We start from the raw sequence: 21784 nt of genomic DNA on the forward strand, positions 1-21784 counted from the left end.
AGTTAAGCAAGTTCACCTGCAATAAGGGGAACAAAACGCACATCTTCTATAATTTCAGAAGGGAAATCGTCCCCACAGCGGGTAATTTTAAGCAAACTTTGCTCCTCCTCACCTACGGGAATAACCAAAATACCGCCGTCGTCCAACTGTTCAAGTAAGGTTGGCGGGATTGATGCAGCTGCGGCAGTAACAATAATAGCGTTAAAGGGGCCTTTTGTTGACCATCCTTGCCAACCATCACCATGCTTGGTGGAAACATTATATATATCTAGGTACTTGAGCCGACGCTTCGCTTCCCACTGCAACAGTTTTATTCTTTCTATAGAATAAACATGCTCGACTAATCGAGCCAAGACAGCCGTCTGATAGCCTGACCCTGTGCCGACTTCTAAAACTTTACTCTCCGGTGTCAGTTCCAATAGTTCAGTCATCCTTGCGACCATATAGGGCTGAGAGATACTTTGCCCCTGCCCAATCGGCAAAGCATTATTATCATAGGCTTGATGTTGCATTGCTTGAGATACAAATTGCTCACGAGGAATGGAATGGATTGCATTGATGACAAATCTATCTTGGATGCCACTCTCAATCAGAAAGTCAACTAACTTATCAGCCTTGGGGTTTGTCATTGGTACGTGTCCTGTAACCAGCGGTTCATCGTAGGCAGTGACTCATGTGCAGTGAGATCAACCTGAATTGGAGTGACGGAAACAAACCCCTGCTCAATGGCATAAAAATCCGTCCCCTCTCCCGCATCTTGCTCTTTACCAGGAGGCCCTAACCAATATATATCACACCCTCTCGGATCTTGCTGTTTAAGCATGGGTTCTGCATGATGACGAGCACCCAGACGAGTCGTACATTTCCCTTTAATCTCATCCAAGGATAAATCCGGAATATTCACATTAAGTAGCTTGTTGGTTGGGATAGGCGCTTTAAGGTGTTGCTCCACCATTTGTTTTGCAACAATAGCAGCTGTTTGAAAATTCACCTTTCCCGCCAAAGAAAATGCTATCGACTGAACACCTAGAAAATGGCCTTCCATCGCCGCCGCTACTGTGCCTGAATAGAGCACATCGTCACCTAAATTGGCGCCATGATTGATGCCAGATAAGACCAAATCTGGAAGTTCATCTTTCATTAATTCATTTAGCGCAAAATGGACACAGTCAGTCGGCGTTCCTTGGACTGAGTATACGCGCTCAGATAAAGCCTTTACTCTCAAGGGCTGCTCCAAGGTAAGCGAGTTTGATGCTCCAGAGCGATTTCTATCGGGAGCGACGATAGTCACGTGCGCCAAATTACTCAGCGCGTCTGCCATGGCGTGTATGCCTTCGGCATGCACTCCATCATCGTTACTGAGCAATATTTTCAAAACTTTATCAGTCATTGGTAATTGCGCTCCACTTTTATTTCTTGTATCAGCTCTCGAATCAGCGCCGTCGCAAAGCAACCTGCATCTAAAGAAAAGTTTAACTTAACTGAATCCCTATCGACTCTCCATGTTAAGTCTTGCGGCTTAAGGACTATGCTTCGTCTCTCATGCCGCATTCGGTTGCCTCGAATTAACGCCATCAAATCAGGTTCAACATCCAGCTGAGGCTGCTCGATTAAGAAGCCATCGGAAACCGTAGGTAACTCATTGTCACCGGCCAGAGCCGCAGTAATAGACATACTCCCTTCGCGGATGCTTTCATTTAAGGCGACCAGTTTTTGTGCTTCAGCTAAAACGATGCCTTCATCTGTCAAAAGGCAGTCCCCCGCAACCGCTTGATCGAACAAGTTCTTTTCAATGCGTTTTGATACAATTGTATTAAAAATCCATGAGCGAGCGGCGGAAAGATAAAGGCTGCGTTTATTCTGATTACGAGTACGGACATTTTCCCTTCCCCAGCGTCTGGCCTCTTCAAGGTTATTACCCTGATTACCAAAACGCTGACTACCGAAATAATTAGGCACACCATCCAAACTAATCGCTTGCAAGCGCTGGGTAACATCTTCAACATTACTAACTTCAGTCAGTGTGACGCTAAAATGGTTTCCGACTAAATCACCAGGCCTAAGCTTCTTATTGTGACGCCTAGTTTCTACCACTTCTATACTAGGATACTGAGTCAGGAAAGAGCGCAAGTCTGGATCTCCGCCCTTGGGCAAATGTACACTAAGCCATTGCTCTGTAACGGCATGGCGATCTTTTAATCCTGCCCAGCTGACATCTTTTGACTTAACTCCACAAGCTTTGGCTAATTCATTCGCGACAAAGCTTGTATTTTCCCCTGTTTTTCGAATTCGAACCATAAGGTGTTCGCCTTCACCGGAGAAATCAAAGCCTAGATCTTCACTTACCTGAAAATGTTCTGGCTCAACTTTTAATTTTCCGGTTGAATTGGGGCGGCCATACAAATAAGCCAAAGAAGACAAAATATCGGTCATACCATTACCACTATATAAACCCGTGAGCTTTCCTCAGGGCAGAATCATTTGTTATTTCTTTACAAGTACGACAACCGCTTCAGTTGCAATACCTTCTTTACGTCCAGTAAATCCAAGACGCTCAGTTGTTGTCGCTTTCACGTTCACATTGCCAATGTCGGTTTCAAGATCGTCTGCGATAACTCGACACATAGCTTCAATATGCGGCGCCATTTTGGGAGCCTGCGCAATAATGGTTACATCCGCATTACCGAGTACATATCCCATTTGCTTAACTTTCTTATAAACATCGCGCAATAGCCCTCGACTATCAGCGCCTTTCCATTTGTCGTCGGTGTCTGGGAAGTGGCGGCCAATATCGCCTGCCGCTATAGCGCCTAGTAACGCATCACTTAGAGCGTGCAAAGCAACATCACCATCCGAGTGAGCTAACAAACCATACTCATATGGAACAGCAACACCACCAATAATAACTGGGCCATCACCACCAAATTTGTGCACATCAAAACCATGGCCAATTCGAATCATAAGTTATCCTTTATTCTTGGTAAGGTAGAACTCAGCCAGAGCCAAATCTTCAGGTTGAGTGATTTTTATATTTTCTGCCGAACCCGGAACAAGCGCGGGTGACAATCCTGAGCATTCCATGGCAGACGCTTCATCCGTGATATGAACACCTTTAGATAAAGCCTGTTCCAAAGCTGTCGCTAGTTGCTCAGTACGAAACATTTGCGGAGTTAATGCGTGCCATAGGCTTTCTCTATCAACCGTACTTTCGATATCACCGGAACGATTGGCCCTTTTCATCGTATCTCTCACAGGAGCGGCAAGTATGCCCCCAACTGGATGGTTTAATGACGCCTTAATCAAGTTGTCTATGTCCTGATTGTTAATACAAGGCCGAGCCGCATCATGAACCATAACCCAGCCAGACTCCTCATTATTGCGTACAAAATTGACACCAGCCTGAACAGAGTCCGCTCGTTCATCACCGCCAATAACGGCGGCAACTCTGTCATCTTGGGCTAAAGATAAACGTGAAAAATAAGGATCGTTTTTCCCTACCACGATAACAACTTTGGCGATATTTGGATGGCTTAACAATTTATATACTGTATGCTCGAGTACCGTTGCTTCGTTTATTTGAAGGTATTGCTTGGGGCGCTCTGCCCCCATACGGCGCCCCACACCAGCGGCTGGAACAATCGCAATAATGGAAGAAGCTTGCGTCATACTCAGTTATTCTCTTCAACAATTCGATAAAAGGTTTCACCATCTTTAACCATGCCCAGCTCATGGCGAGCTCGCTCTTCTATCGCATCTAACCCTTGGCGTAAATCATCAATCTCAGCAAACATTTCGCTATTTCTATTTTGCAGGTTACCGTTAACCTGATGCTGTACTTCAATCTCTGCTTGGACAGATTTAAACTCAGAAATGCCATTTTTCCCCAGCCACAACGTGTACTGCAGCCAGCCTAATAATAGTAATAAAAAAAGGGCAAAAATTCGCATAACTAGTTATAACAATGACATTAATTTGAAGCTCATGTATACCATAATACCACTTGTATAGCGATATAATGGTATAGAGGGCTCAATAAGGTCAGCGCTGTAACAAAAACAAGAGTAACCCTAAACCTAATACCAATCGATAAATTACAAATGGCGTCATTCCCATACGCGATATAAGTTTAAGAAACAGGTGAATACATAAATAAGCACTAACAAAGGAAGTAACGATACCAGTGAGGAGCATGTTTGTATCCACAGCCACGCCACTACTGATAAGTTTTAGCCCTAAATAACCACCAGCTAGCAAAATAATAGGAATTGACATTAAGAATGAAAACCTAGCCGCTGCTTCACGCGTAAAGCCTAAATACAACGCGGCTGTAATCGTGATCCCAGAGCGAGAAGTCCCAGGTATCATAGCTATTGCTTGCGCAAGACCAATCAATATTGCTTTGTTTCGGTCGACCTGATATTCGTCTTTAACAAGACTCGCATTTTTGTCAACGTACCAAAGCAACAAACCAAAAATAATGGTTGTGGTAGCGATAACCCAAGCACTGCGCAAATATAACTCTATGATATCCTTCATTAATAAGCCAAAGACACAAGCAGGAATGGTTGCAATAACAATCATCCAAGCCAGCTTGGCTTCTTTACTGCGATCGCCTTTAAAGATAGAAGCTACAAAGGCACTAAATAAGGCAACAACTTCATGGCGAAAATAAATCACTACTGCGGCCAAGGTACCCACATGAACAGCTACATCAAAGGCTAGACCTTGATCTTCCCATCCGAGCACTGCAGAAGGCAAAATTAAATGTGCAGAGCTAGAAATGGGTAAAAATTCAGTAAAGCCCTGTATCAAGGCTAGAATAAAAGCTTCAAAATAACTCATTAAATTCTCAGTTAGAAGGGTGATTAAACCAAAGTTCTATTTCACTTAGGTGTTCTGGGTAAGACAGTTCTGACCAAATTTGATCAATAGTTCGTCCATCATTGGGCACGCGAAGTTCAGCACATAATTCACGAAGTGGTTCTATAACAAAGCCATACTTATAGATATCACTGCGAGGTAGCTCTGGTGACTGTTTAGATACCTGTTGGCCGAACAAAATAATATCCAAATCAACTGTGCGAGACTGAAGTTTTTCAGAGTCACGCTCACGACCCCACTCTAGCTCTATATCACGCAGCTGCTGCACAAATTCTTCTAAAGTTTGCGAGGTTTCCATTTCAACAACCAAATTGTAAAAAGCGTCACCATCAAAGCCTACCGCTGGGCATTTATAGATAGTCGACAAGCGAATGTTCTGACCAATCTCGTGTAATGCACTAATTGCAACCTCGATATGTTTGCGCGGCTCTATATTGGAGCCAACACCAATGTATACTTTTGTCATGGGTTGCCTCGCTCAATGATGACCCCCACACCCGATGCCTGAACAACAGCTCCAGGTTTTGTTAATCGAATTTTCACCCAAGGAACAGCAAACTGGCTGATAATTAATTCAGCGACTTCTTCTGCCACTCTCTCGACCAGTAAAAAACGACCAGATTCTATATGAGAAAGAACCGCCGAGCTTACTTTAGCGTAATCAAGAGCATCAACGACATTATCACTTTTACCTGCTACCCGATTGTCGTGGGCCATTTCAATGTCCAGAATCAGCTTTTGCTTAATGCTTTGTTCCCAATCGTACACGCCTATCGTCGTGATCACTTCTAACTGCTCGATAAACACTTTATCCATGCATTTTGATTCCTAATTAGAGGTCGGATACCCAAATATGATAAAAAGTCGTACTATTTTTGTCCCAAACACCAAAATCCGAGTAGTTTGAGCCTTGTAAGCGCTATATGATATCAATTACTTGCTCAGCTAACACCTTTTTATAATGAGTAACGACACTATGACCACTATCGCTATTGTCATGATCATCTCAGCTTATTTATTGGGTTCGGTCTCGAGCGCTATTCTTATTTGTCGATTACTCAGATTACCCGATCCACGTGATGTAGGTTCTCATAACCCAGGGGCGACAAATGTACTAAGGCTAGGAGGCAAAAAAGCCGCACTCGCAGTACTCTTATGCGACATGCTAAAAGGAACCATTCCCGTTTGGGGAGGATATTTTTTTCATATTGAACCCATTTTGCTTGGTGTCATAGCCATCGCTGCATGCCTAGGTCATATGTACCCCATTTTTTTCCATTTTCAAGGCGGTAAAGGGGTTGCAACCGCTCTAGGGTCCATAGCTCCAATAGGCTTGGGGTTATCATGCCTGCTCATTGCTACTTGGTTGTTAGTTATCGTGTTATTTCGCTATTCTTCTCTCGCTGCAATAATCACAGTCTTGCTTGCTCCACTTTATACATGGATGATAAAGCCCCAATACACCTTACCTGTCGCTATGCTGGCATGTCTGATTATCTTCCGTCACCACAAAAACATTAAGCGCTTGCTCGACGGCTCTGAGCCAAAAATCAACGAAAAAAATTCTATTTAACTCTAATATCTCTCACACTTACTCTAAATTGTTTATTGATAGAGCTTGGTGAAGAAGTCATCCAGCATTTTTGAAACAAATTCAGGTTGCTCTAGGTTTGATATATGTCCAGCACTTGGTATCTGAACAAACTCAGAGCCAGTAATACAATCATGCATAAGGTATGACTCAAGGACTGGCCGAGGTACATTTTTCTCCCCAACAGCAATCAATACCGGTAATGCAAACATCTCTATATCTTCAACCTGATCTCGGCGCCCAAATATCATGCGGCCTATTCGGGCCGTTTCTATCGCTCGCTCACCTTTTAAGCTTGCCAACCTCGTACGAAATTGTGCTACTAACTCAGCCGCTTGATGCTCAGAAGCGAAAAAAAGAGCCAAAAAGGATTCAATAGTGGAGTCAGAGAACATCTGTAAAGACTCCACCATATCCAACAAAGAGAAATACTTGTTATGAGCAACTTCTGGTTCCAAACCAACAAAAGTATCCATCATAACGAGTGACTTCACTCTATGGGGAACAAAGCTTACAACTTCAGTTCCCCACATCCCACCCAGTTCCATACCAACAATAGAGAACTGTTCAATATTTAGATGGTCCATTAAAGCAACAAGATGCTTGGCGTAGTCCACAAGAGAACTCATTGACTTAGGTGCAGAATCAGAGTCCCCATGCGCCCAAAAGTCTGGCACTATACAGCGATACTTTTTGCTTAATACTTCGACTTGGGGAGCCCACATTTCACGGCTCCACAGATATGCATGACCAAAAACAATCACAGGACCTTGGCCGATATCTGTATAAGCCATTTTCTGAGCATCTAGCGTAAATTTGGACATAATTATTCTCATTTTAATCAAAAATACCTACCAAGATGAGCAAGGATTACAATGGCACTCAAAAGCTATTGAGGTATTGGAAATGATGGGAAAGCCACCTTTTTGAGGTAAGTGGCTTTGCTATAAAAATTGGACTACAAGATTGGTTTTAATTGGTCGATTGGCCAGCGTGGGTTCGCTTGCACAGACAAATCCGTCGTTTCACCATTTTTTAGCCGCTGCATACCTGCATAGGCAATCATTGCACCATTGTCGGTACAAAACTCGGTTCGTGGATAATATACCTCTCCACCAATCTTACTGGCCAACTGCTCTAAATCTGAACGCAAGCGGCGGTTAGCACTCACACCACCAGCAATAACGATCCGCTTCAATCCCGTTTGTTCAAGCGCTCGCTTACATTTTATGGTTAAGGTTGCGCAGACTGCCTCTTCAAATGCTAACGCAATATCCGCTCGCGTTTGCTCATCATCGCCATTGGCAGCAATGGTATTAGCTGTAAATGTTTTCAACCCCGAGAAGCTCATATCTAAACCCGGCCTATCTGTCATTGGGCGAGGAAACTTAAAGCGCCCAGGCGTACCTTTTTCTGCCAACTTAGATAAAAGAGGGCCTCCCGGATAATCAAGTCCCATCAATTTAGCCGTTTTATCAAAGGCTTCACCAGCAGCATCATCAATCGACTCACCTAGAATCCTGTACTCACCAATCCCTCGGACTTCAACCATCATAGAGTGTCCTCCAGACACCAGCACAGCAACAAAGGGAAAAGGTGGCGGGTTATCTTCTAACATAGGTGCTAATAAATGTCCTTCCATATGATGTACAGGAACAGCAGGTACTCCCCAAGCATAAGCAAGACTTCGGCCTATGGTCGCCCCTACTAGCAAGGCTCCAACCAGACCAGGTCCTGCGGTATACGCGACACCGTCGATATCCTTAGATGTCAAACCTGCTTCTGTCATGGCCGATTTAATTAACGGAATAGTCTTTTTAACATGATCACGAGAAGCAAGCTCTGGAACGACACCACCGTAATCGGCGTGCAGTTTAACTTGACTGTACAATTTGTGAGAAAGCAGTCCTTTCTCGTCATCATATATCGCGATGCCTGTTTCATCACATGAGGTTTCAATACCAATAATGCGCATGGTTTAACCTAGATAGCTTGTTCTACGATTCAAAATTGGCGCAATCTTACCTTGGCTTGGCTTAGCAAACAAATTTTGTATACTGATTAAACGACAAAGGGCTTTACAAAGCCTATACGATCGGATTAAAATTCCGCACCATTTTTGATCAAGCTGATAATAGAACCGGCAGTACAGCTAGGTACTTTAAAATCAGCACTAATGAATAACCCCTGAGGTGAAAGGCATATGCCAGTAGTTAAAGTACGTGAAAACGAACCGTTCGACGTTGCTCTACGTCGTTTCAAACGCTCTTGCGAAAAAGCAGGTATCCTTTCTGAAGTGCGTCGTCGTGAGCACTACGAAAAGCCAACTACAGTTCGCAAACGCGCTAAAGCAGCGGCTCAAAAGCGTCACGCTAAGAAGCTAGCTCGCGAAAACGCTCGTCGCGTTCGCCTGTACTAATAACTAAGTCCAATAAAGGAATTTAGTTATGGCTCTGATTGATACTCTCAAAGATGAGCAAAAAATAGCGATGAAAGCCAAGGACAAACAGCGCCTTGGCACTATACGTTTAGCTCTGTCTGCGATTAAGCAGCGTGAAGTTGACGAACAGATAACTCTGACTGACAACGATATTCTTGCTGTGTTAACTAAGATGGTTAAACAACGTCGCGACTCTGTCGCTCAATATGAATCTGCAGGTCGACAAGATCTTGCCGACACCGAGCAAGCTGAAATTACTGTACTTGAGGAATTTATGCCTCAACCGCTAAGTGAAACTGAAGTAGCGGCATTGATCACCAATGCCATTACTGAATCAGGTGCTGCGGGCATGCAAGACATGGGTAAAGTAATGGCTGTGCTTAAGCCAAAGATTCAGGGGCGAGCAGATATGGGTAAAGTCAGCGGTTTAGTACGCGCTAAGCTCGGATAATTACTCAATACACATTACAACAGGCCGTGCTAACCTTGGGAAAGCGCGGCTTGTTTGTATCTAGCCTATTATTCTTTTTCGTATTCTAGAGGTTTATGGCGGGACAGATACCAAGAAGCTTTATCGATGACCTACTCGCTCGACTGGATATTGTCGACATCATCGACTCTCGAGTAAAGCTAAAGAAAAAAGGCAAAAACTACGGCGCATGCTGTCCATTCCACAATGAGAAAACACCGTCATTTAGTGTAAGCCAAGAAAAGCAGTTCTATCATTGCTTTGGCTGCGGTGCCCATGGCAACGCTATCGACTTTATGATGGAGTACGAAAGATTAGAATTCCCAGAAGCGATTGATGAACTTGCCTCTTATCTGGGGTTAGATGTACCAAGAGAACAACGCCAAGGTGGAAGGTTCGCCTCAAGTGTTCCTCAAGCCAATAATGAGCAAAAACGTAACCTCTACGATTTGATGGCAGGCATTGCTCAATTTTACCGAGACCAATTAAAGCACTCCGGAAGTAAGATCGCTATCGACTACCTAAAAGATCGAGGCCTAACTGGAGAGATAGTCAAAAAGTTCGGTATTGGTTATGTGGCTGATGAGTGGGATTTAGTCCGTAAAAATTTTGGACACACAGAACAAACCCAAGCTATGCTCGTCTCCGGCGGAATGCTAATCGAAAACGATAAAGGTAGCCGTTATGACCGTTTTCGTGGCCGAGTCATGTTCCCTATTCATGATAGGCGCGGAAGAGTCATTGGATTTGGTGGCCGAATCCTAGGTGATGGGACCCCAAAATACCTCAACTCACCAGAAACACCCATTTTCCACAAAGGTAAAGAGTTATACGGTCTATACGAAGTCATGCAGGCTTACCGTGAACCACCACAGATATTGGTTGTTGAAGGTTATATGGATGTGGTGGCTCTGGCTCAATATGGTGTCGATTATGCGGTAGCGTCTCTTGGAACCGCGACAACAGACGATCACATACGCCAATTATTTAGACAAACAGACACTATCATTTGCTGCTACGATGGTGACCGAGCAGGCAGAGAAGCTGCTAGAAGAGCGATGGAAAATGCCCTGCAATTTCTAAACGCCAATAAAGTACTTAAAGTCTTGTTTTTGCCTGATGGAGAAGATCCAGATAGCTTTGTTCGAAAGTTTGGCAAAGAGGCAATTGAGCGAGAAATAGATAAAGCAGATTCATTGATTGATTTCTTGCTAGCCGAAATTAAAAAAGATGCTCCGGATTCGGACCCTAAACGCTGGGGGACCTATGTAGCGACAAATGCAGCCCCATTACTGAACAAAGCAACCGATCCCTCGCTGCAAGCATATTTATGGAAAGAATTAACATTGGGTACAGGCTGGAGCGATTTTCAACTTCAGAAGTTTCTCAATTCACTGATAACTGCAACAGCTGATACAAAACCTACCCCTCATAAAGACATCAAAAGAACACCAATGCGTGAGGTGATAGCGTTACTTATTCAAAATCCGAACTATGCTCAAATGGTGCCGGATTTAACCCCAGTTAGAGAACTATCGGTTCCAGGATTAAGATTATTCATTGAGGTGCTTGAATACTGCCATCAGCACCCCAATATAAACACAGGCCAGTTAATTGAATACTGGCGTAACACGAGCCATGAAGCTCTACTGTCTCGTTTAGCTGGATGGGAAATCCCGCTCGATGAAGATAATGAACAAGATATTTTTTTAGATTCGCTGGATAAAATATTGGCCCAGTGTGTCGAAAAGCAAATTGAAGATTTGCAGGCCAAAGAAAGAAGTGTCGGTTTATCAACCGAAGAAAGAAGGGAGCTGCTAGCTTTAATGCTAGATTTAAAAGCGTAACCCTGTTCGAATAGTCAGCAATGAATTAATGTGTTATTATGGGTGGTTTGCACTCGCATACTAATTCCTTCACCAGATACTAAGTTGGATACCGTCTATGGATCAAAATCCGCAGTCACAGCTAAAACAACTTGTCATTAAAGGCAAGGAACAAGGCTATCTGACCTACGCAGAAGTAAATGATCACCTGCCAGCAGAAATCGTAGATTCTGAGCAGGTTGAAGATATCATTCAAATGATTAACGACATGGGCATCCGAGTTGTTGAAACTGCGCCTGATGCCGATGACCTTGCTCTGAATGACGATGATACTATTACCGATGAGGATGCTGCTGAAGCAGCTGCTGCCGCATTATCTAGCGTAGAAAATGAAATTGGCCGTACCACGGACCCAGTGCGTATGTATATGCGCGAAATGGGAACAGTAGAACTACTGACTCGTGAAGGCGAAATCGATATTGCAAAACGCATTGAAGATGGTATTAACCAAGTTCAAAATGCTGTAGCCGAGTACCCAGGAACCATTCCTTATATTCTTGAGCAATTCGATAAAGTTCAAGCTGAGGAACTGCGCCTTACTGACCTCATTACCGGCTTCGTCGACCCTGATGCTGATGAAACAGCTGCACCAACTGCAACCCACATAGGTTCAGAGCTTGCTGAGTCAGACTTAGAAGACGAAGATGATGAAGACGTCGATGAAGACAGTGAAGATAGCGACGAAGAGGAAGAAGAAACGGGCATTGACCCTGAACTCGCCCTTGAGAAGTTTACCTCACTGCGTAACACCTTCCAAAATTTTCAGTTGGCGTGTAATGAGTACGGCAATGAAAGTCCAAAAGCTCAGATTGCTCACGAGCTTGTACTGGATGTGTTCAAAGAATTCCGTCTGACTCCTAAGCAGTTTGATTACTTAGTTGACGAGTTGCGCACCTCAATGGAGCGCGTCCGTACTCAAGAGCGCTTGATCATGAAGGCGTCTGTTGAATACGGTAAAATGCCGAAAAAATCCTTCATTACGCTCTTTACTGGTAATGAATCAAGCGAAGCATGGCTAGACGAAATTTTATCTTCTGATAAGCCTTACGCAGAAAAAATTCAACGCAGCGAAGAAGACATACGTCGCTCAATCATGAAACTGAAAATGATTGAGGAAGAGACCTCTCTAACGGTACAAAATATCAAAGATATTAGCCGCCGTATGTCTATCGGTGAGGCAAAGGCCCGCCGAGCTAAGAAAGAAATGGTTGAGGCTAACTTACGTCTGGTTATTTCTATCGCGAAGAAATACACCAATCGTGGTTTGCAGTTCTTGGATTTGATTCAAGAAGGTAACATCGGCTTGATGAAAGCAGTTGATAAATTTGAATATCGCCGTGGCTATAAGTTCTCGACTTACGCAACTTGGTGGATTCGACAAGCAATCACTCGCTCTATTGCCGATCAAGCTCGAACAATACGAATTCCAGTACACATGATCGAAACGATCAACAAACTGAATCGTATCTCTCGTCAAATGCTACAGGAGATGGGCCGAGAGCCACTTCCAGAAGAATTGGCAGAACGCATGCAAATGCCGGAAGATAAGATTCGCAAAGTACTAAAAATTGCTAAAGAGCCGATCTCAATGGAAACGCCGATAGGCGACGATGAAGATTCGCATCTTGGCGATTTTATTGAAGATACAACCTTGGAGCTTCCTCTAGACTCAGCAACTTCTACAAGCTTAAAAGTTGCGACAAAAGATGTTCTAGCAGGTCTTACACCTCGTGAAGCTAAGGTTCTTCGTATGCGTTTTGGTATCGATATGAATACTGACCACACTCTTGAAGAGGTTGGTAAACAGTTTGATGTCACTCGAGAGCGTATCCGTCAGATCGAAGCCAAAGCATTACGTAAGCTTCGTCATCCAAGCCGCTCAGAAACACTGCGCAGCTTCTTAGATGAATAATTAAACACCATGGTCAAAAGGCGAGCACATGCTCGCCTTTTTTATAACCAAACGGTTTAAGTGGATAAAATATAGGCTAATTTACCCTATTTTGTGTCTAGACAGCCCTATCATCATCCCCTATAATCGTTGACCTACAAAGGCCCCTTAGCTCAGTGGTTAGAGCAGTCGACTCATAATCGATTGGTCCGCAGTTCAAATCTGCGAGGGGCCACCAAACACAAAAAAACCTGATGAACCTCATCAGGTTTTTTACTTTAGATATCAAGTTTCTTTGCCTAAAAACCTTTTGATTTTTTAATTAAATCATAAGCACTTTGAATCTCTTGAGCCTTTTCTTTAGCAACATTCATCATCTCAGGTGGTAACCCTTTGGCCATCAGCTTATCTGGGTGATGCTCATTCATTAGTTTTCTATGAGCACGTTTGACAGTTTTAGCATCCGCACTGCTATCTATACCCAGGAGTTTGTAGGCATCACTAAGCTGGTTGGCCGATGAATTTTGTTGCCAACTTCCGCCAGAACCTCGCGACTGCCCACCAGCAGAACGCCCACCAAAGCCTCCTCCTTGTTGAAAGCGAAATGCGGCTTCCTGCATTTTTAAACGTTGTTCAAGCTGCTGAGATGAAAAGCCAAGACCTTGAGCGATTTTATGCAGCACACTCCTTTCGCTAGGATGTATATCCCCATCAGCAAATGCTGCTGAAATCTGCAATTCTAGAAAAAACTGCATCAAGTCAAATCTTTCACCCGCAGAGATGCGCACGCGTTCCAAAACTGTTTCTAAGGGAAAATCACGCTCTTTACCTTCACGGAAAGCCTCTTGCGCAGCCCTACGCTGCTCACCGTGTAAACTCATTCGCTCCATCATGGTTGTCGCTAACTGGATTTCTTCTCGTGTGACTTGGCCTTTAGCTTTTGCCACATGTCCCATTACCGCAAACGCAGATTTAAAGAACTCAGCCTGCCTTTCGCTTTGACTCGGGCCAGAACCAAAATCTGAACTAAAACCAGCCAGTTTTAAGCGACGAGCTTTATCGAACTGGTGACCTAGAAATAAGCCGAAAATAGCACCAAATGGTCCTCCCATAAGAAAGCCAAAAAAAGTACCCAGTATTTTGCCGAAAATATGCATTGTTTACTCTCAATCTCTGAATTTTTTCTTCATAAAGCAGTCTGATAGTGCTGTAAGCTTTAAATTCCTTTATCATAGGGACCGTTTAATTTTACATTCGGTCATCTATTCACCGGATATATCAAGTTCAACAGGATAGTCAAACTCGATGTCACGTTTTCCTCGTACCTTGTTAGCCAGTTCAATTAGCGCCGCTTTTCTTATATCTCAAGCGAATGCTGAAGAGTCCGCGGCAGCATCTTCACAAGCGATGCCCTTTATTGGTCAGTGTCAGACATTAGACCCTATTGACCAATGTGTGGTCAATAATGAAGAGTCTGAAAATAAACAACAACCCGTCAATGTTGATGCTGACCACTTAGAGGCAATAAACGGCGATAAGGCAACATATTCAGGTAATGTTACCGTTGTTCAAGGTAACAAACGTATGAAAGCAGATAACGTCACCGTACATCAGAAAGATAATATCGTCGTTGCAGAAGGAAACGTTATATTCAGTGATGGGCAAATAAAAACCATCTCAGATAAGGCCATACACAATATTAGCTCTGAAGAAGTCACTCTAGAAAATACTAACTATCAGTTTTTGTGCGAGCCAGGACGCGGTGAGGCTGTATATGTAGCCAAAACAGGAAAAGCAGTCTACGAAGTAGAAGATGGTACTATTACTTCATGCCCAGAAGGAGACAGCTCTTGGCGCATGCGAGCATCGAGCATCGATATTGACCAAAACGAAGAAGAAGCCACTTTTTATAATCCACGTTTTGAAATTCAAAACGTACCTGTTTTTTACCTACCATTTCTAACGGTTCCAATTGGTGACACCCGTAAGACCGGTTTTCTTTACCCTACTGTTTCCTATGGGTCAAGCGATGGCTTCGAAATGGAAGTCCCTATATATTGGAACCTAGCACCAGACTACGATTTGAAAACAACGCTTAAATCGATGCAAAATCGTGGCACTCAGCTAAACAGTGAATTCCGCTATCTATCAGATTTAGGCTTCAGTACGATTAAATCTGAATATTTGCCCGACGATAAGAAATACCCAGAACAAGGCGATCGCTGGGGTATTCAATGGCAACATTCAGGCATCTATAACGATAATTGGAAGCTAGGAATTGATTATTCCAAAGTTAGCGACATCCGTTACTTTTCAGACACAGGTTCCAGTTTAGGCAATCAATCTGACGGACAGCTCATCCAAGAAGCTGTTATTACTTATCGCTCAGCAAGTTGGGATGCCTCTATCTTAAGCCGAGATTTTCAACTTTTAACAGAAAGCGATAACACCCCATATCGCCTGTTACCTCAACTTAGTTTTAATTACTACTCTCCAGAGGTTATGCGTTACCTTGACTTAGACCTTAAAAGTCATATATCTAAATTTGATACCGATAATCCTGAAAAACCATCCGCTACTCGGATTCACATTGAACCTGGAATAAAAATTCCCGTAGCGTCCTCTTGGGGTAGCTGGACAACAGAAGCTAGATTACTTGGAACTTATTACCAGCAAGACTTAAGTGGTTTGGATCTAACCGAGCTGTCTGATGAAGGGTATAATTTAAAAGAGTCAACTTCGCGCGTAATTCCCGAATTTAGAACACATGCAGGCATTACCCTTGAGCGTGATACCGTTATTTTTGATAACTACACACAGACTTTAGAGCCACAAGTCCAGTACTTATATGTACCAGAAAAAGACCAAAGCGATATCTACTTATACGACACTACACTGCTACAAACCGACTATTACGGTCTTTTTCGAAGCCGGAAGTATAGCGGTGTCGATCGTATAGCTGCTGCAAATCAGTTCAGCTATGGTGCTTCTACTCGTTTTTTTGACAATCATTATAAAGAAAGACTGAACATCTCCTTTGGGCAAATTTTCTATATTGACAAAGACACCAAAAACACCAAAAACTCTACTTTAAGTAACGAAAACAATAAATCTAACTACTCAGCTTGGGCTGTCGAGATGGATTTTAACTATGACGACTACTTATTCTATCATGGTGGGATACAATATGATGTTGATACCAGCGACCTACAGTTGGCAAACAGCACCCTCGAATACCGCTTTGACAAAGGTTATGTACAAGGGAATTACCGATACGTAACTCGAGAATACATAGATAATACTCTAGACAGTATCAATGATTTAGATGCAATAACAGAAAATGGCATATCTCAAGCTGGTTTACTTGCTAGCTATCAACTAACACCTAAGTGGAGCGCAAGCGGCCAGTACTTCTACGATCTCACCACCAGTAATGCCCTGGAATGGTTGGCTGGAATAAAATATCGTTCCGATTGTTGGTACATTGGCTTTAGCTATAGCAACCAACTCAAAGACTGGAGTCCGAATTTTTCAAGTTACCCAAATTCAACACCAACTTATGAAAACAACTTTAGCTTCAACTTTGGCATTATTGGATTTGGAACGAGTATAGGCTCAAACTCAGGTGCAGTAAGCGAAAGTAGTGACAATAACTCACTTGGCTATGGACGCCCATTTTTCCTAAATAACTAATTTAAAGACCTGATGTTTTAACACAGGCAGGACTATTTACAGGTAATCACATGAAACTTTGGAATAAAATTCTCCTTGGGCTTTTTGTTGCTAGCCAACTAAAAGCTGTGCAAGCAGCACCTTCAGAGCTTGATGGTGTTGCTGTCATTGTTAACACTGGAGTTGTACTGCAAAGTGATATTGAAACATCATTAAAAACTATCCGCGCAAACGCTAAGGATAATCAACAAACTCTCCCTGATGATGCAACACTTCGCGAACAAGTAATAGAAAAGTTGATTGTAGATACCATACAACAGCAGGAAGCAGATAGGATTGGAGTGCGTGTCGATGACAATCGTCTAAATAAAGCGATCGAAGATATTGCTAAGAATAACAAACAAACGCTTGAAGAACTGAACTCTTCTTTAGCGAAAGAAGGCCTAAATTACGTTCAATTTAGAGAGCAAGTACGCAAGGAAATAGCTGCGAGTGAAGCGCGTAATGCATTAGTTCGTCGTCGCATCAATATATTACCAGCCGAAGTGGATAACCTTGCTGACATTTTAGCTAAAGAAACTAATGCGACAGTACAGTACAAAGTCGGACATATTCAACTCAGAGTTAACGAGGATAAGGATAAAGTCACAATCGAAGCGCAGGCAAACAAAATTGTAAATGAGCTAAATGCAGGTGCAGATTTTCAAACTATGGCATACACATACTCTAAAGGCCCTAAAGCTCTGCAAGGAGGTGACTGGGGCTGGATGAGGAAAGAAGAAATGCCAACCATCTTCGCCGATCAAATCAAACTGCAAGGCAAAGGGAGTATAATTGGTCCATTTCGCAGTGGAGTAGGTTTTCATATCTTAAAGATTGAAGATGTCAAAGGCCTAGAAACCGTCGCAGTCACAGAAGTAAAAGCGCGGCATATCCTTATAAAACCTACCGTCATTATGAGTGATGAAGGCGTAAAAAGAGAGCTGCTCGAAATTACTCGTAAAATTGAAGCTGGCGAGGCAACATTTGGCGAAATGGCTCAGCAATATAGTCAGGATCCCGGCTCTGCTGGCCAAAAAGGCGAATTGGGCTACCAAACCTCTGACATCTATGTTCCTGAATTTAAACATCAGGTAGATTCACTTCGTATCGGACAAATCAGTGAACCATTTAAGACTGTCCACGGCTGGCATATTCTTGAAGTTATGGACAGAAGAGAAGTAGACCGTACCGATTCGGCTTTAAAGAACAAAGCCTATAGAATTATCTTTAACCGCAAATTCAATGAAGAAGCAAGCGCTTGGCTACAGGAAATACGGGCGAGCGCTTTCGTAGAAATCGTCAAGGATGACCAAAATGACAACTAGACGAGTTATAGTTACCGCAGGTGAACCGGCAGGTATAGGACCGGACCTCGCTCTTTCTCTCGCACAAAAAGACTGGCCACACCAAGTGATCATATGTGCAGACAAAAACATGTTGATGCAGCGTGCTAAACAGCTAAATATAGAAGTGGAACTTATTGACTATAACTCATCGACATTGCCAGTTCCTCAAACGGCAGGAACCTTAGTTGTCGAACATATCCCGCTAGTATCACCCGTTATACCTGGGCATCTAGACTCAAGCAACAGTCATTATGTATTAGAAACCTTAAAACGTGCTTCTCTGGGCTGCTTAAGTGGCGAATTTGACGCTCTGATAACGGGGCCCGTACACAAGGGGATTATCAACCATTCAGGGGTCCCTTTTAGTGGGCATACAGAATATCTAGCAGAAATATCAAACACTCCTCTAGTTGTGATGATGCTCGCCACCGAAGGGCTCAAAGTGGCACTAGTAACCACTCACATCCCACTATCTGCAGTGTCAAAAGCCATTAGCGCTGATCGCTTACGTAATGTTATCCGTATTCTTCACCAAGATTTGATCAGTAAGTTTTCCATCTCCTTACCCAAGATATATGTCTGTGGGCTCAATCCACACGCAGGTGAAAACGGCTGTTTGGGTAGTGAAGAAATAGATACCATAAGCCCAACACTTGATGATATCCGAGCAGAGGAAGGTATTAACCTAACAGGCCCACTTCCTGCTGACACTATATTTAGCCGTAAATATCTGGATGACGCGGACGCTATATTAGGAATGTATCACGATCAAGTGCTCCCCGTGTTAAAATATAAGGGATTTGGTAAGTCAGTGAATATCACCTTAGGCTTACCTTTTATTAGGACATCCGTTGATCACGGTACAGCAATAGAACTGGCCGGAACAGGCAAAGCTGATACAGGAAGTTTTACAACGGCACTGACTCAAGCAATAGAGCTGGTCGAGAATAAAATAAGTTAACTTGAGAAAAATATGAGAAACGATGTCCATTTAGGACACAAAGCAAGAAAGCGCTTTGGTCAAAACTTTTTGAACGACCCATATATCATTGATGGAATCGTATCTGCAATCAACCCAAAACCAGGACAAAATTTAGTTGAAATTGGTCCAGGCTTGGGGGCTATCACCGAACCTGTTGGTCGAGAAGTCGACAAGTTTACAGTCATCGAACTTGATCGAGATCTTGCTGAACGATTGAGACAACACCCAGAACTTGCAGATAAGCTGACTATACATGAAGGCGATGCAATGCGCTTCGACTTCACACAACTAGTGAAACCTAATAACAGGCTACGCATTTTTGGTAACCTGCCGTATAACATTTCCACCCCACTGATGTTCCACCTATTTGAATATCACAAAGATATTCAAGATATGCATTTTATGCTGCAGAAAGAAGTCGTGAACAGATTAGCAGCAGGGCCAGGAACAAAAGCCTATGGTCGCTTGACGGTAATGGCTCAGTACTATTGTAAGGTTGTTCCTGTACTAGAAGTTCCCCCAACCGCTTTTGTTCCACCACCTAAAGTTGATTCAGCCGTAGTTCGCCTCGTTCCATATGAGACAATCCCATACCCTGCAACTAACCTTAACTGGTTAGATCGAGTGTGTAGGGAAGGATTTAATCAAAGACGTAAGACCGTAAGAAACTGTTATAAGTCATTGGTAAGTGCAGATGTATTAGAGGAGCTTGGTATCAACCCAAGTATGCGTCCGGAAAACTTAACTCTAGAGCAGTTTGTTGATCTAGCGAATTGGTTAGACGCAAATCATAAATAACACTCGTATAATTAGAGTTGTAGTAAGGCAACTCTAATTTTTGACTAATACGCAGGAGTCCCAATGGAAGCTACCCCTTGTATTAAAGTCCAAGTCCACACCAAATACATATCAGAGCAGTCTCAGCCAGATGAGAAACACTATGTTTTCGCTTATGTCATTACGATAAAGAATCTAAGCAACCAAACTGTTCAGCTTATTAGTCGTCGCTGGCTCATTACTGATGCTAATGGAAAGCAAATGACTATCGAAGGTGATGGCGTAGTTGGCCAACAACCTTTTATTTCCGGTAATGATGAATACACATACAGTAGTGGTACTGCCATTGAAACACCAGTAGGCGTTATGCAAGGTCAATACATTTTGCTGGATGAGAAAGGTAAAGAATTCATCACAGAAATCGAGCCATTTCGGTTAGCATTACCAAACATTCTTAATTAATTACAACATAGGATTGGTTGTGTCCAACTACATTATCGGTGACATTCAAGGTTGTTTTGATGAGCTTCAATTACTGCTCAAAAAAGTCAAATTTAACGCGAATAATGATGTACTTTGGGTAGCAGGAGATTTAGTTGCAAGGGGCCCTAAATCTTTAGAAACACTCCGCTTTATAAAAAGTTTGGGGAGCAGTGCTAGAGTTGTTTTAGGTAATCATGATTTACACCTCCTTGCTGTGTCTCTCGGAATCCATCAAGCCAAGAAAAAAGACAACACAGGAGCAATTCTAGACTCCAATGATCGTGATGAGTTACTAAACTGGCTACGCTACCAACCTCTGCTTGCCGAGCATGAGGAGTTTATTGTCTGTCACGCAGGGATCACTCCTCAATGGAATTTATCAACCGCGAAAAAGTGTGCAAAAGAGGTGGAGGCTATACTAAAAAGCGATAAATGGCCTTGGCTTATCGAAAATATGTATAACAACACGCCTAATCTATGGTGTCCCACACTGGAAGGTATTGAAAGATACCGCTTTATCATTAACGCTTTCACTCGAATGAGATACTGCTTTCCAGATGCTAGTTTAGATATGGAGTGTAAACGCCCCCCTAAAGATTTGATCGGAAGTAATTTGCAGCCTTGGTTCGAGCTCAAACGACAAAAGAAAATCAAGAAAACGATTCTTTTTGGCCATTGGGCTGCGCTTGAAGGTTATAAAGGAAAAAGAGTTATAGGCTTAGATACAGGGTGTGTGTGGGGAGGTAGCTTGACCATGATCCGTTGGGAGGACAAACAATACTACTCTCAAAAAAGTATTTCTTAGTAAGAGCGAGTTAAAGTCGATGCTCTTAAAACAGAAAACCCCAGCATGCATGCTGGGGTTTAGAATGAGTGGCGGAGCGGACGGGACTCGAACCCGCGACCCCCGGCGTGACAGGCCGGTATTCTAACCAACTGAACTACCGCTCCACACTGGTTAGACTATTGAGTCTAAATAAGAACCTGGCAATGTCCTACTCTCGCATGGGGAAACCCCACACTACCATCGGCGCTACTTCGTTTCACTTCTGAGTTCGGCATGGAATCAGGTGGGTCCAAAGCGCTATGGTTGCCAAGAAAAATTCTTTGCTGGTGCTGATACCCAGACTCGAACTGGGGACCTCATCCTTACCAAGGATGCGCTCTACCACCTGAGCTATATCAGCATAATATTGCTCAAGATTTATGTCTCAAGCAAGGTATATAAAGCCTGGCGATGTCCTACTCTCACATGGGGAAGCCCCACACTACCATCGGCGCTATTGCGTTTCACTACTGAGTTCGGCATGGGATCAGGTGGGTC

Annotated in this window: 23 protein-coding genes, 3 tRNA genes and 2 rRNA genes; 12 read left to right on the plus strand and 16 right to left on the minus strand. The window is 43.2% G+C overall.

Going from position 1 to position 21784, the window contains the following annotated elements:
- Positions 1-2: 2 nt before the first annotated feature.
- From MHN79_RS05125 to folB, 9 genes are all read right to left on the minus strand, one after another.
- The gene (locus MHN79_RS05125; RefSeq protein WP_160929191.1) at positions 3-629 is read right to left on the minus strand and encodes a protein-L-isoaspartate(D-aspartate) O-methyltransferase; all 627 of its coding nucleotides are present in this window, start codon (positions 627-629) and stop codon (positions 3-5) included.
- Complete coding sequence (gene surE, locus MHN79_RS05130) at positions 626-1390, minus strand: 5'/3'-nucleotidase SurE (protein ID WP_239171968.1); 765 nt, start codon at positions 1388-1390, stop codon at positions 626-628. The genes MHN79_RS05125 and surE overlap by 4 nt, the downstream gene beginning before the upstream one ends.
- Positions 1387-2433, minus strand: coding sequence for a tRNA pseudouridine(13) synthase TruD (gene truD, locus MHN79_RS05135; RefSeq protein WP_239171969.1), 1047 nt, complete (start codon positions 2431-2433; stop codon positions 1387-1389). Before truD ends, surE begins: the two co-directional genes overlap by 4 nt.
- Positions 2434-2484: 51 nt before the next feature.
- Complete coding sequence (gene ispF, locus MHN79_RS05140) at positions 2485-2961, minus strand: 2-C-methyl-D-erythritol 2,4-cyclodiphosphate synthase (RefSeq protein WP_160929187.1); 477 nt, start codon at positions 2959-2961, stop codon at positions 2485-2487.
- Between the two features lie 3 nt (positions 2962-2964).
- Positions 2965-3666, minus strand: a complete 702-nt coding sequence (ispD, locus tag MHN79_RS05145; RefSeq protein ID WP_239171970.1) for a 2-C-methyl-D-erythritol 4-phosphate cytidylyltransferase — start codon at positions 3664-3666, stop codon at positions 2965-2967.
- A gap of 2 nt (positions 3667-3668) precedes the next feature.
- Positions 3669-3947, minus strand: a complete 279-nt coding sequence (gene ftsB / locus MHN79_RS05150) for a cell division protein FtsB (protein ID WP_239171971.1) — start codon at positions 3945-3947, stop codon at positions 3669-3671.
- A 91-nt stretch (positions 3948-4038) separates the two neighbouring features.
- A complete protein-coding gene (locus MHN79_RS05155) occupies positions 4039-4842 on the minus strand; it encodes an undecaprenyl-diphosphate phosphatase (protein WP_239171972.1) in 804 nt (267 codons plus the stop codon).
- Positions 4843-4849: 7 nt separating this feature from the next.
- Positions 4850-5347, minus strand: coding sequence for a 2-amino-4-hydroxy-6-hydroxymethyldihydropteridine diphosphokinase (gene folK, locus MHN79_RS05160; RefSeq protein ID WP_239171973.1), 498 nt, complete (start codon positions 5345-5347; stop codon positions 4850-4852).
- Positions 5344-5697: a bifunctional dihydroneopterin aldolase/7,8-dihydroneopterin epimerase gene (folB, locus tag MHN79_RS05165; RefSeq protein WP_239171974.1), complete on the minus strand. Its 354-nt coding sequence runs from the start codon at positions 5695-5697 to the stop codon at positions 5344-5346. Before folB ends, folK begins: the two co-directional genes overlap by 4 nt.
- 160 nt (positions 5698-5857) lie before the next feature.
- Between folB and plsY the strand changes: the two genes are divergently transcribed.
- Complete coding sequence (gene plsY, locus MHN79_RS05170; RefSeq protein ID WP_239171975.1) at positions 5858-6454, plus strand: glycerol-3-phosphate 1-O-acyltransferase PlsY; 597 nt, start codon at positions 5858-5860, stop codon at positions 6452-6454.
- 32 nt (positions 6455-6486) lie between these two features.
- Here the strand turns inward: plsY and MHN79_RS05175 are convergent, their stop codons facing one another.
- Positions 6487-7296, minus strand: coding sequence for an alpha/beta hydrolase (locus MHN79_RS05175; RefSeq protein ID WP_239171976.1), 810 nt, complete (start codon positions 7294-7296; stop codon positions 6487-6489).
- A gap of 134 nt (positions 7297-7430) precedes the next feature.
- Complete coding sequence (gene tsaD, locus MHN79_RS05180; protein ID WP_239171977.1) at positions 7431-8447, minus strand: tRNA (adenosine(37)-N6)-threonylcarbamoyltransferase complex transferase subunit TsaD; 1017 nt, start codon at positions 8445-8447, stop codon at positions 7431-7433.
- Positions 8448-8675: 228 nt separating this feature from the next.
- Between tsaD and rpsU the strand changes: the two genes are divergently transcribed.
- The 5 genes from rpsU to MHN79_RS05205 all read left to right on the plus strand — a co-directional run bounded on the left by rpsU (position 8676) and on the right by MHN79_RS05205 (position 13396).
- Positions 8676-8891 (plus strand): 30S ribosomal protein S21, encoded by a 216-nt coding sequence (gene rpsU, locus MHN79_RS05185; RefSeq protein WP_001145625.1) that lies wholly within the window; start codon positions 8676-8678, stop codon positions 8889-8891.
- Positions 8892-8919: 28 nt separating this feature from the next.
- Positions 8920-9363 (plus strand): GatB/YqeY domain-containing protein, encoded by a 444-nt coding sequence (locus tag MHN79_RS05190; protein WP_239171978.1) that lies wholly within the window; start codon positions 8920-8922, stop codon positions 9361-9363.
- Between the two features lie 95 nt (positions 9364-9458).
- Positions 9459-11228, plus strand: a complete 1770-nt coding sequence (gene dnaG / locus MHN79_RS05195) for a DNA primase (RefSeq protein WP_239171979.1) — start codon at positions 9459-9461, stop codon at positions 11226-11228.
- Between the two features lie 97 nt (positions 11229-11325).
- Entirely contained in the window at positions 11326-13179 is a 1854-nt protein-coding gene (gene rpoD, locus MHN79_RS05200; RefSeq protein ID WP_114784856.1) for an RNA polymerase sigma factor RpoD, read from the plus strand.
- A 141-nt stretch (positions 13180-13320) separates the two neighbouring features.
- A tRNA-Ile gene (locus MHN79_RS05205) sits at positions 13321-13396 on the plus strand.
- A 61-nt stretch (positions 13397-13457) separates the two neighbouring features.
- On the opposite strand, the gene djlA is transcribed toward MHN79_RS05205, so the two are convergent.
- Positions 13458-14315, minus strand: a complete 858-nt coding sequence (gene djlA / locus MHN79_RS05210) for a co-chaperone DjlA (RefSeq protein WP_160929168.1) — start codon at positions 14313-14315, stop codon at positions 13458-13460.
- A gap of 148 nt (positions 14316-14463) precedes the next feature.
- Between djlA and lptD the strand changes: the two genes are divergently transcribed.
- The 6 genes from lptD (at position 14464) to apaH (ending at position 21265) form a co-directional block, all read left to right on the plus strand.
- Entirely contained in the window at positions 14464-16851 is a 2388-nt protein-coding gene (gene lptD / locus MHN79_RS05215) for an LPS assembly protein LptD (RefSeq protein WP_239171980.1), read from the plus strand.
- 50 nt (positions 16852-16901) lie between these two features.
- Positions 16902-18197 carry a peptidylprolyl isomerase SurA gene (gene surA / locus MHN79_RS05220; protein ID WP_239171981.1) on the plus strand — a complete coding sequence of 432 codons (1296 nt, stop codon included), beginning with the start codon at positions 16902-16904 and terminating at the stop codon, positions 18195-18197.
- Positions 18178-19179, plus strand: coding sequence for a 4-hydroxythreonine-4-phosphate dehydrogenase PdxA (gene pdxA / locus MHN79_RS05225; protein WP_239171982.1), 1002 nt, complete (start codon positions 18178-18180; stop codon positions 19177-19179). The genes surA and pdxA overlap by 20 nt, the downstream gene beginning before the upstream one ends.
- 12 nt (positions 19180-19191) lie before the next feature.
- Positions 19192-19998 carry a 16S rRNA (adenine(1518)-N(6)/adenine(1519)-N(6))-dimethyltransferase RsmA gene (rsmA, locus tag MHN79_RS05230; protein WP_239171983.1) on the plus strand — a complete coding sequence of 269 codons (807 nt, stop codon included), beginning with the start codon at positions 19192-19194 and terminating at the stop codon, positions 19996-19998.
- Positions 19999-20061: 63 nt separating this feature from the next.
- A complete protein-coding gene (gene apaG, locus MHN79_RS05235; protein WP_152431280.1) occupies positions 20062-20439 on the plus strand; it encodes a Co2+/Mg2+ efflux protein ApaG in 378 nt (125 codons plus the stop codon).
- A gap of 19 nt (positions 20440-20458) precedes the next feature.
- Positions 20459-21265, plus strand: a complete 807-nt coding sequence (apaH, locus tag MHN79_RS05240; protein ID WP_160929158.1) for a bis(5'-nucleosyl)-tetraphosphatase (symmetrical) ApaH — start codon at positions 20459-20461, stop codon at positions 21263-21265.
- A 69-nt stretch (positions 21266-21334) separates the two neighbouring features.
- Here apaH and MHN79_RS05245 read toward each other — a convergent pair.
- From MHN79_RS05245 to rrf (MHN79_RS05260), 4 genes are all read right to left on the minus strand, one after another.
- Positions 21335-21411 (minus strand) — tRNA-Asp (locus MHN79_RS05245).
- Positions 21412-21442: 31 nt separating this feature from the next.
- Positions 21443-21558, minus strand: a 5S ribosomal RNA gene (rrf, locus tag MHN79_RS05250).
- 13 nt (positions 21559-21571) lie between these two features.
- A tRNA-Thr gene (locus MHN79_RS05255) sits at positions 21572-21647 on the minus strand.
- Between the two features lie 42 nt (positions 21648-21689).
- Positions 21690-21784 (minus strand): 5S ribosomal RNA (rrf, locus tag MHN79_RS05260); the annotation flags it as partial.

The organism is Vibrio sp. Of14-4, assembly GCF_022347625.1.
Lineage (GTDB): Bacteria > Pseudomonadota > Gammaproteobacteria > Enterobacterales > Vibrionaceae > Vibrio > Vibrio pristinus.

Coding starts and splice junctions, on each gene's coding strand:
- MHN79_RS05125 (WP_160929191.1), bottom strand. CDS start 629: ATGACAAACCCCAAGGCTGATAAGTTAGTTGACTTTCTGATTGAGAGT.
- pdxA (WP_239171982.1), top strand. CDS start 18,178: ATGACCAAAATGACAACTAGACGAGTTATAGTTACCGCAGGTGAACCG.
- plsY (WP_239171975.1), top strand. CDS start 5,858: ATGACCACTATCGCTATTGTCATGATCATCTCAGCTTATTTATTGGGT.
- djlA (WP_160929168.1), bottom strand. CDS start 14,315: ATGCATATTTTCGGCAAAATACTGGGTACTTTTTTTGGCTTTCTTATG.
- MHN79_RS05190 (WP_239171978.1), top strand. CDS start 8,920: ATGGCTCTGATTGATACTCTCAAAGATGAGCAAAAAATAGCGATGAAA.
- MHN79_RS05155 (WP_239171972.1), bottom strand. CDS start 4,842: ATGAGTTATTTTGAAGCTTTTATTCTAGCCTTGATACAGGGCTTTACT.
- folB (WP_239171974.1), bottom strand. CDS start 5,697: ATGGATAAAGTGTTTATCGAGCAGTTAGAAGTGATCACGACGATAGGC.
- folK (WP_239171973.1), bottom strand. CDS start 5,347: ATGACAAAAGTATACATTGGTGTTGGCTCCAATATAGAGCCGCGCAAA.
- dnaG (WP_239171979.1), top strand. CDS start 9,459: ATGGCGGGACAGATACCAAGAAGCTTTATCGATGACCTACTCGCTCGA.
- surE (WP_239171968.1), bottom strand. CDS start 1,390: ATGACTGATAAAGTTTTGAAAATATTGCTCAGTAACGATGATGGAGTG.
- surA (WP_239171981.1), top strand. CDS start 16,902: ATGAAACTTTGGAATAAAATTCTCCTTGGGCTTTTTGTTGCTAGCCAA.
- rsmA (WP_239171983.1), top strand. CDS start 19,192: ATGAGAAACGATGTCCATTTAGGACACAAAGCAAGAAAGCGCTTTGGT.
- apaG (WP_152431280.1), top strand. CDS start 20,062: ATGGAAGCTACCCCTTGTATTAAAGTCCAAGTCCACACCAAATACATA.
- truD (WP_239171969.1), bottom strand. CDS start 2,433: ATGACCGATATTTTGTCTTCTTTGGCTTATTTGTATGGCCGCCCCAAT.
- tsaD (WP_239171977.1), bottom strand. CDS start 8,447: ATGCGCATTATTGGTATTGAAACCTCATGTGATGAAACAGGCATCGCG.
- lptD (WP_239171980.1), top strand. CDS start 14,464: ATGTCACGTTTTCCTCGTACCTTGTTAGCCAGTTCAATTAGCGCCGCT.
- rpsU (WP_001145625.1), top strand. CDS start 8,676: ATGCCAGTAGTTAAAGTACGTGAAAACGAACCGTTCGACGTTGCTCTA.
- MHN79_RS05175 (WP_239171976.1), bottom strand. CDS start 7,296: ATGTCCAAATTTACGCTAGATGCTCAGAAAATGGCTTATACAGATATC.
- ispD (WP_239171970.1), bottom strand. CDS start 3,666: ATGACGCAAGCTTCTTCCATTATTGCGATTGTTCCAGCCGCTGGTGTG.
- ispF (WP_160929187.1), bottom strand. CDS start 2,961: ATGATTCGAATTGGCCATGGTTTTGATGTGCACAAATTTGGTGGTGAT.
- ftsB (WP_239171971.1), bottom strand. CDS start 3,947: ATGCGAATTTTTGCCCTTTTTTTATTACTATTATTAGGCTGGCTGCAG.
- rpoD (WP_114784856.1), top strand. CDS start 11,326: ATGGATCAAAATCCGCAGTCACAGCTAAAACAACTTGTCATTAAAGGC.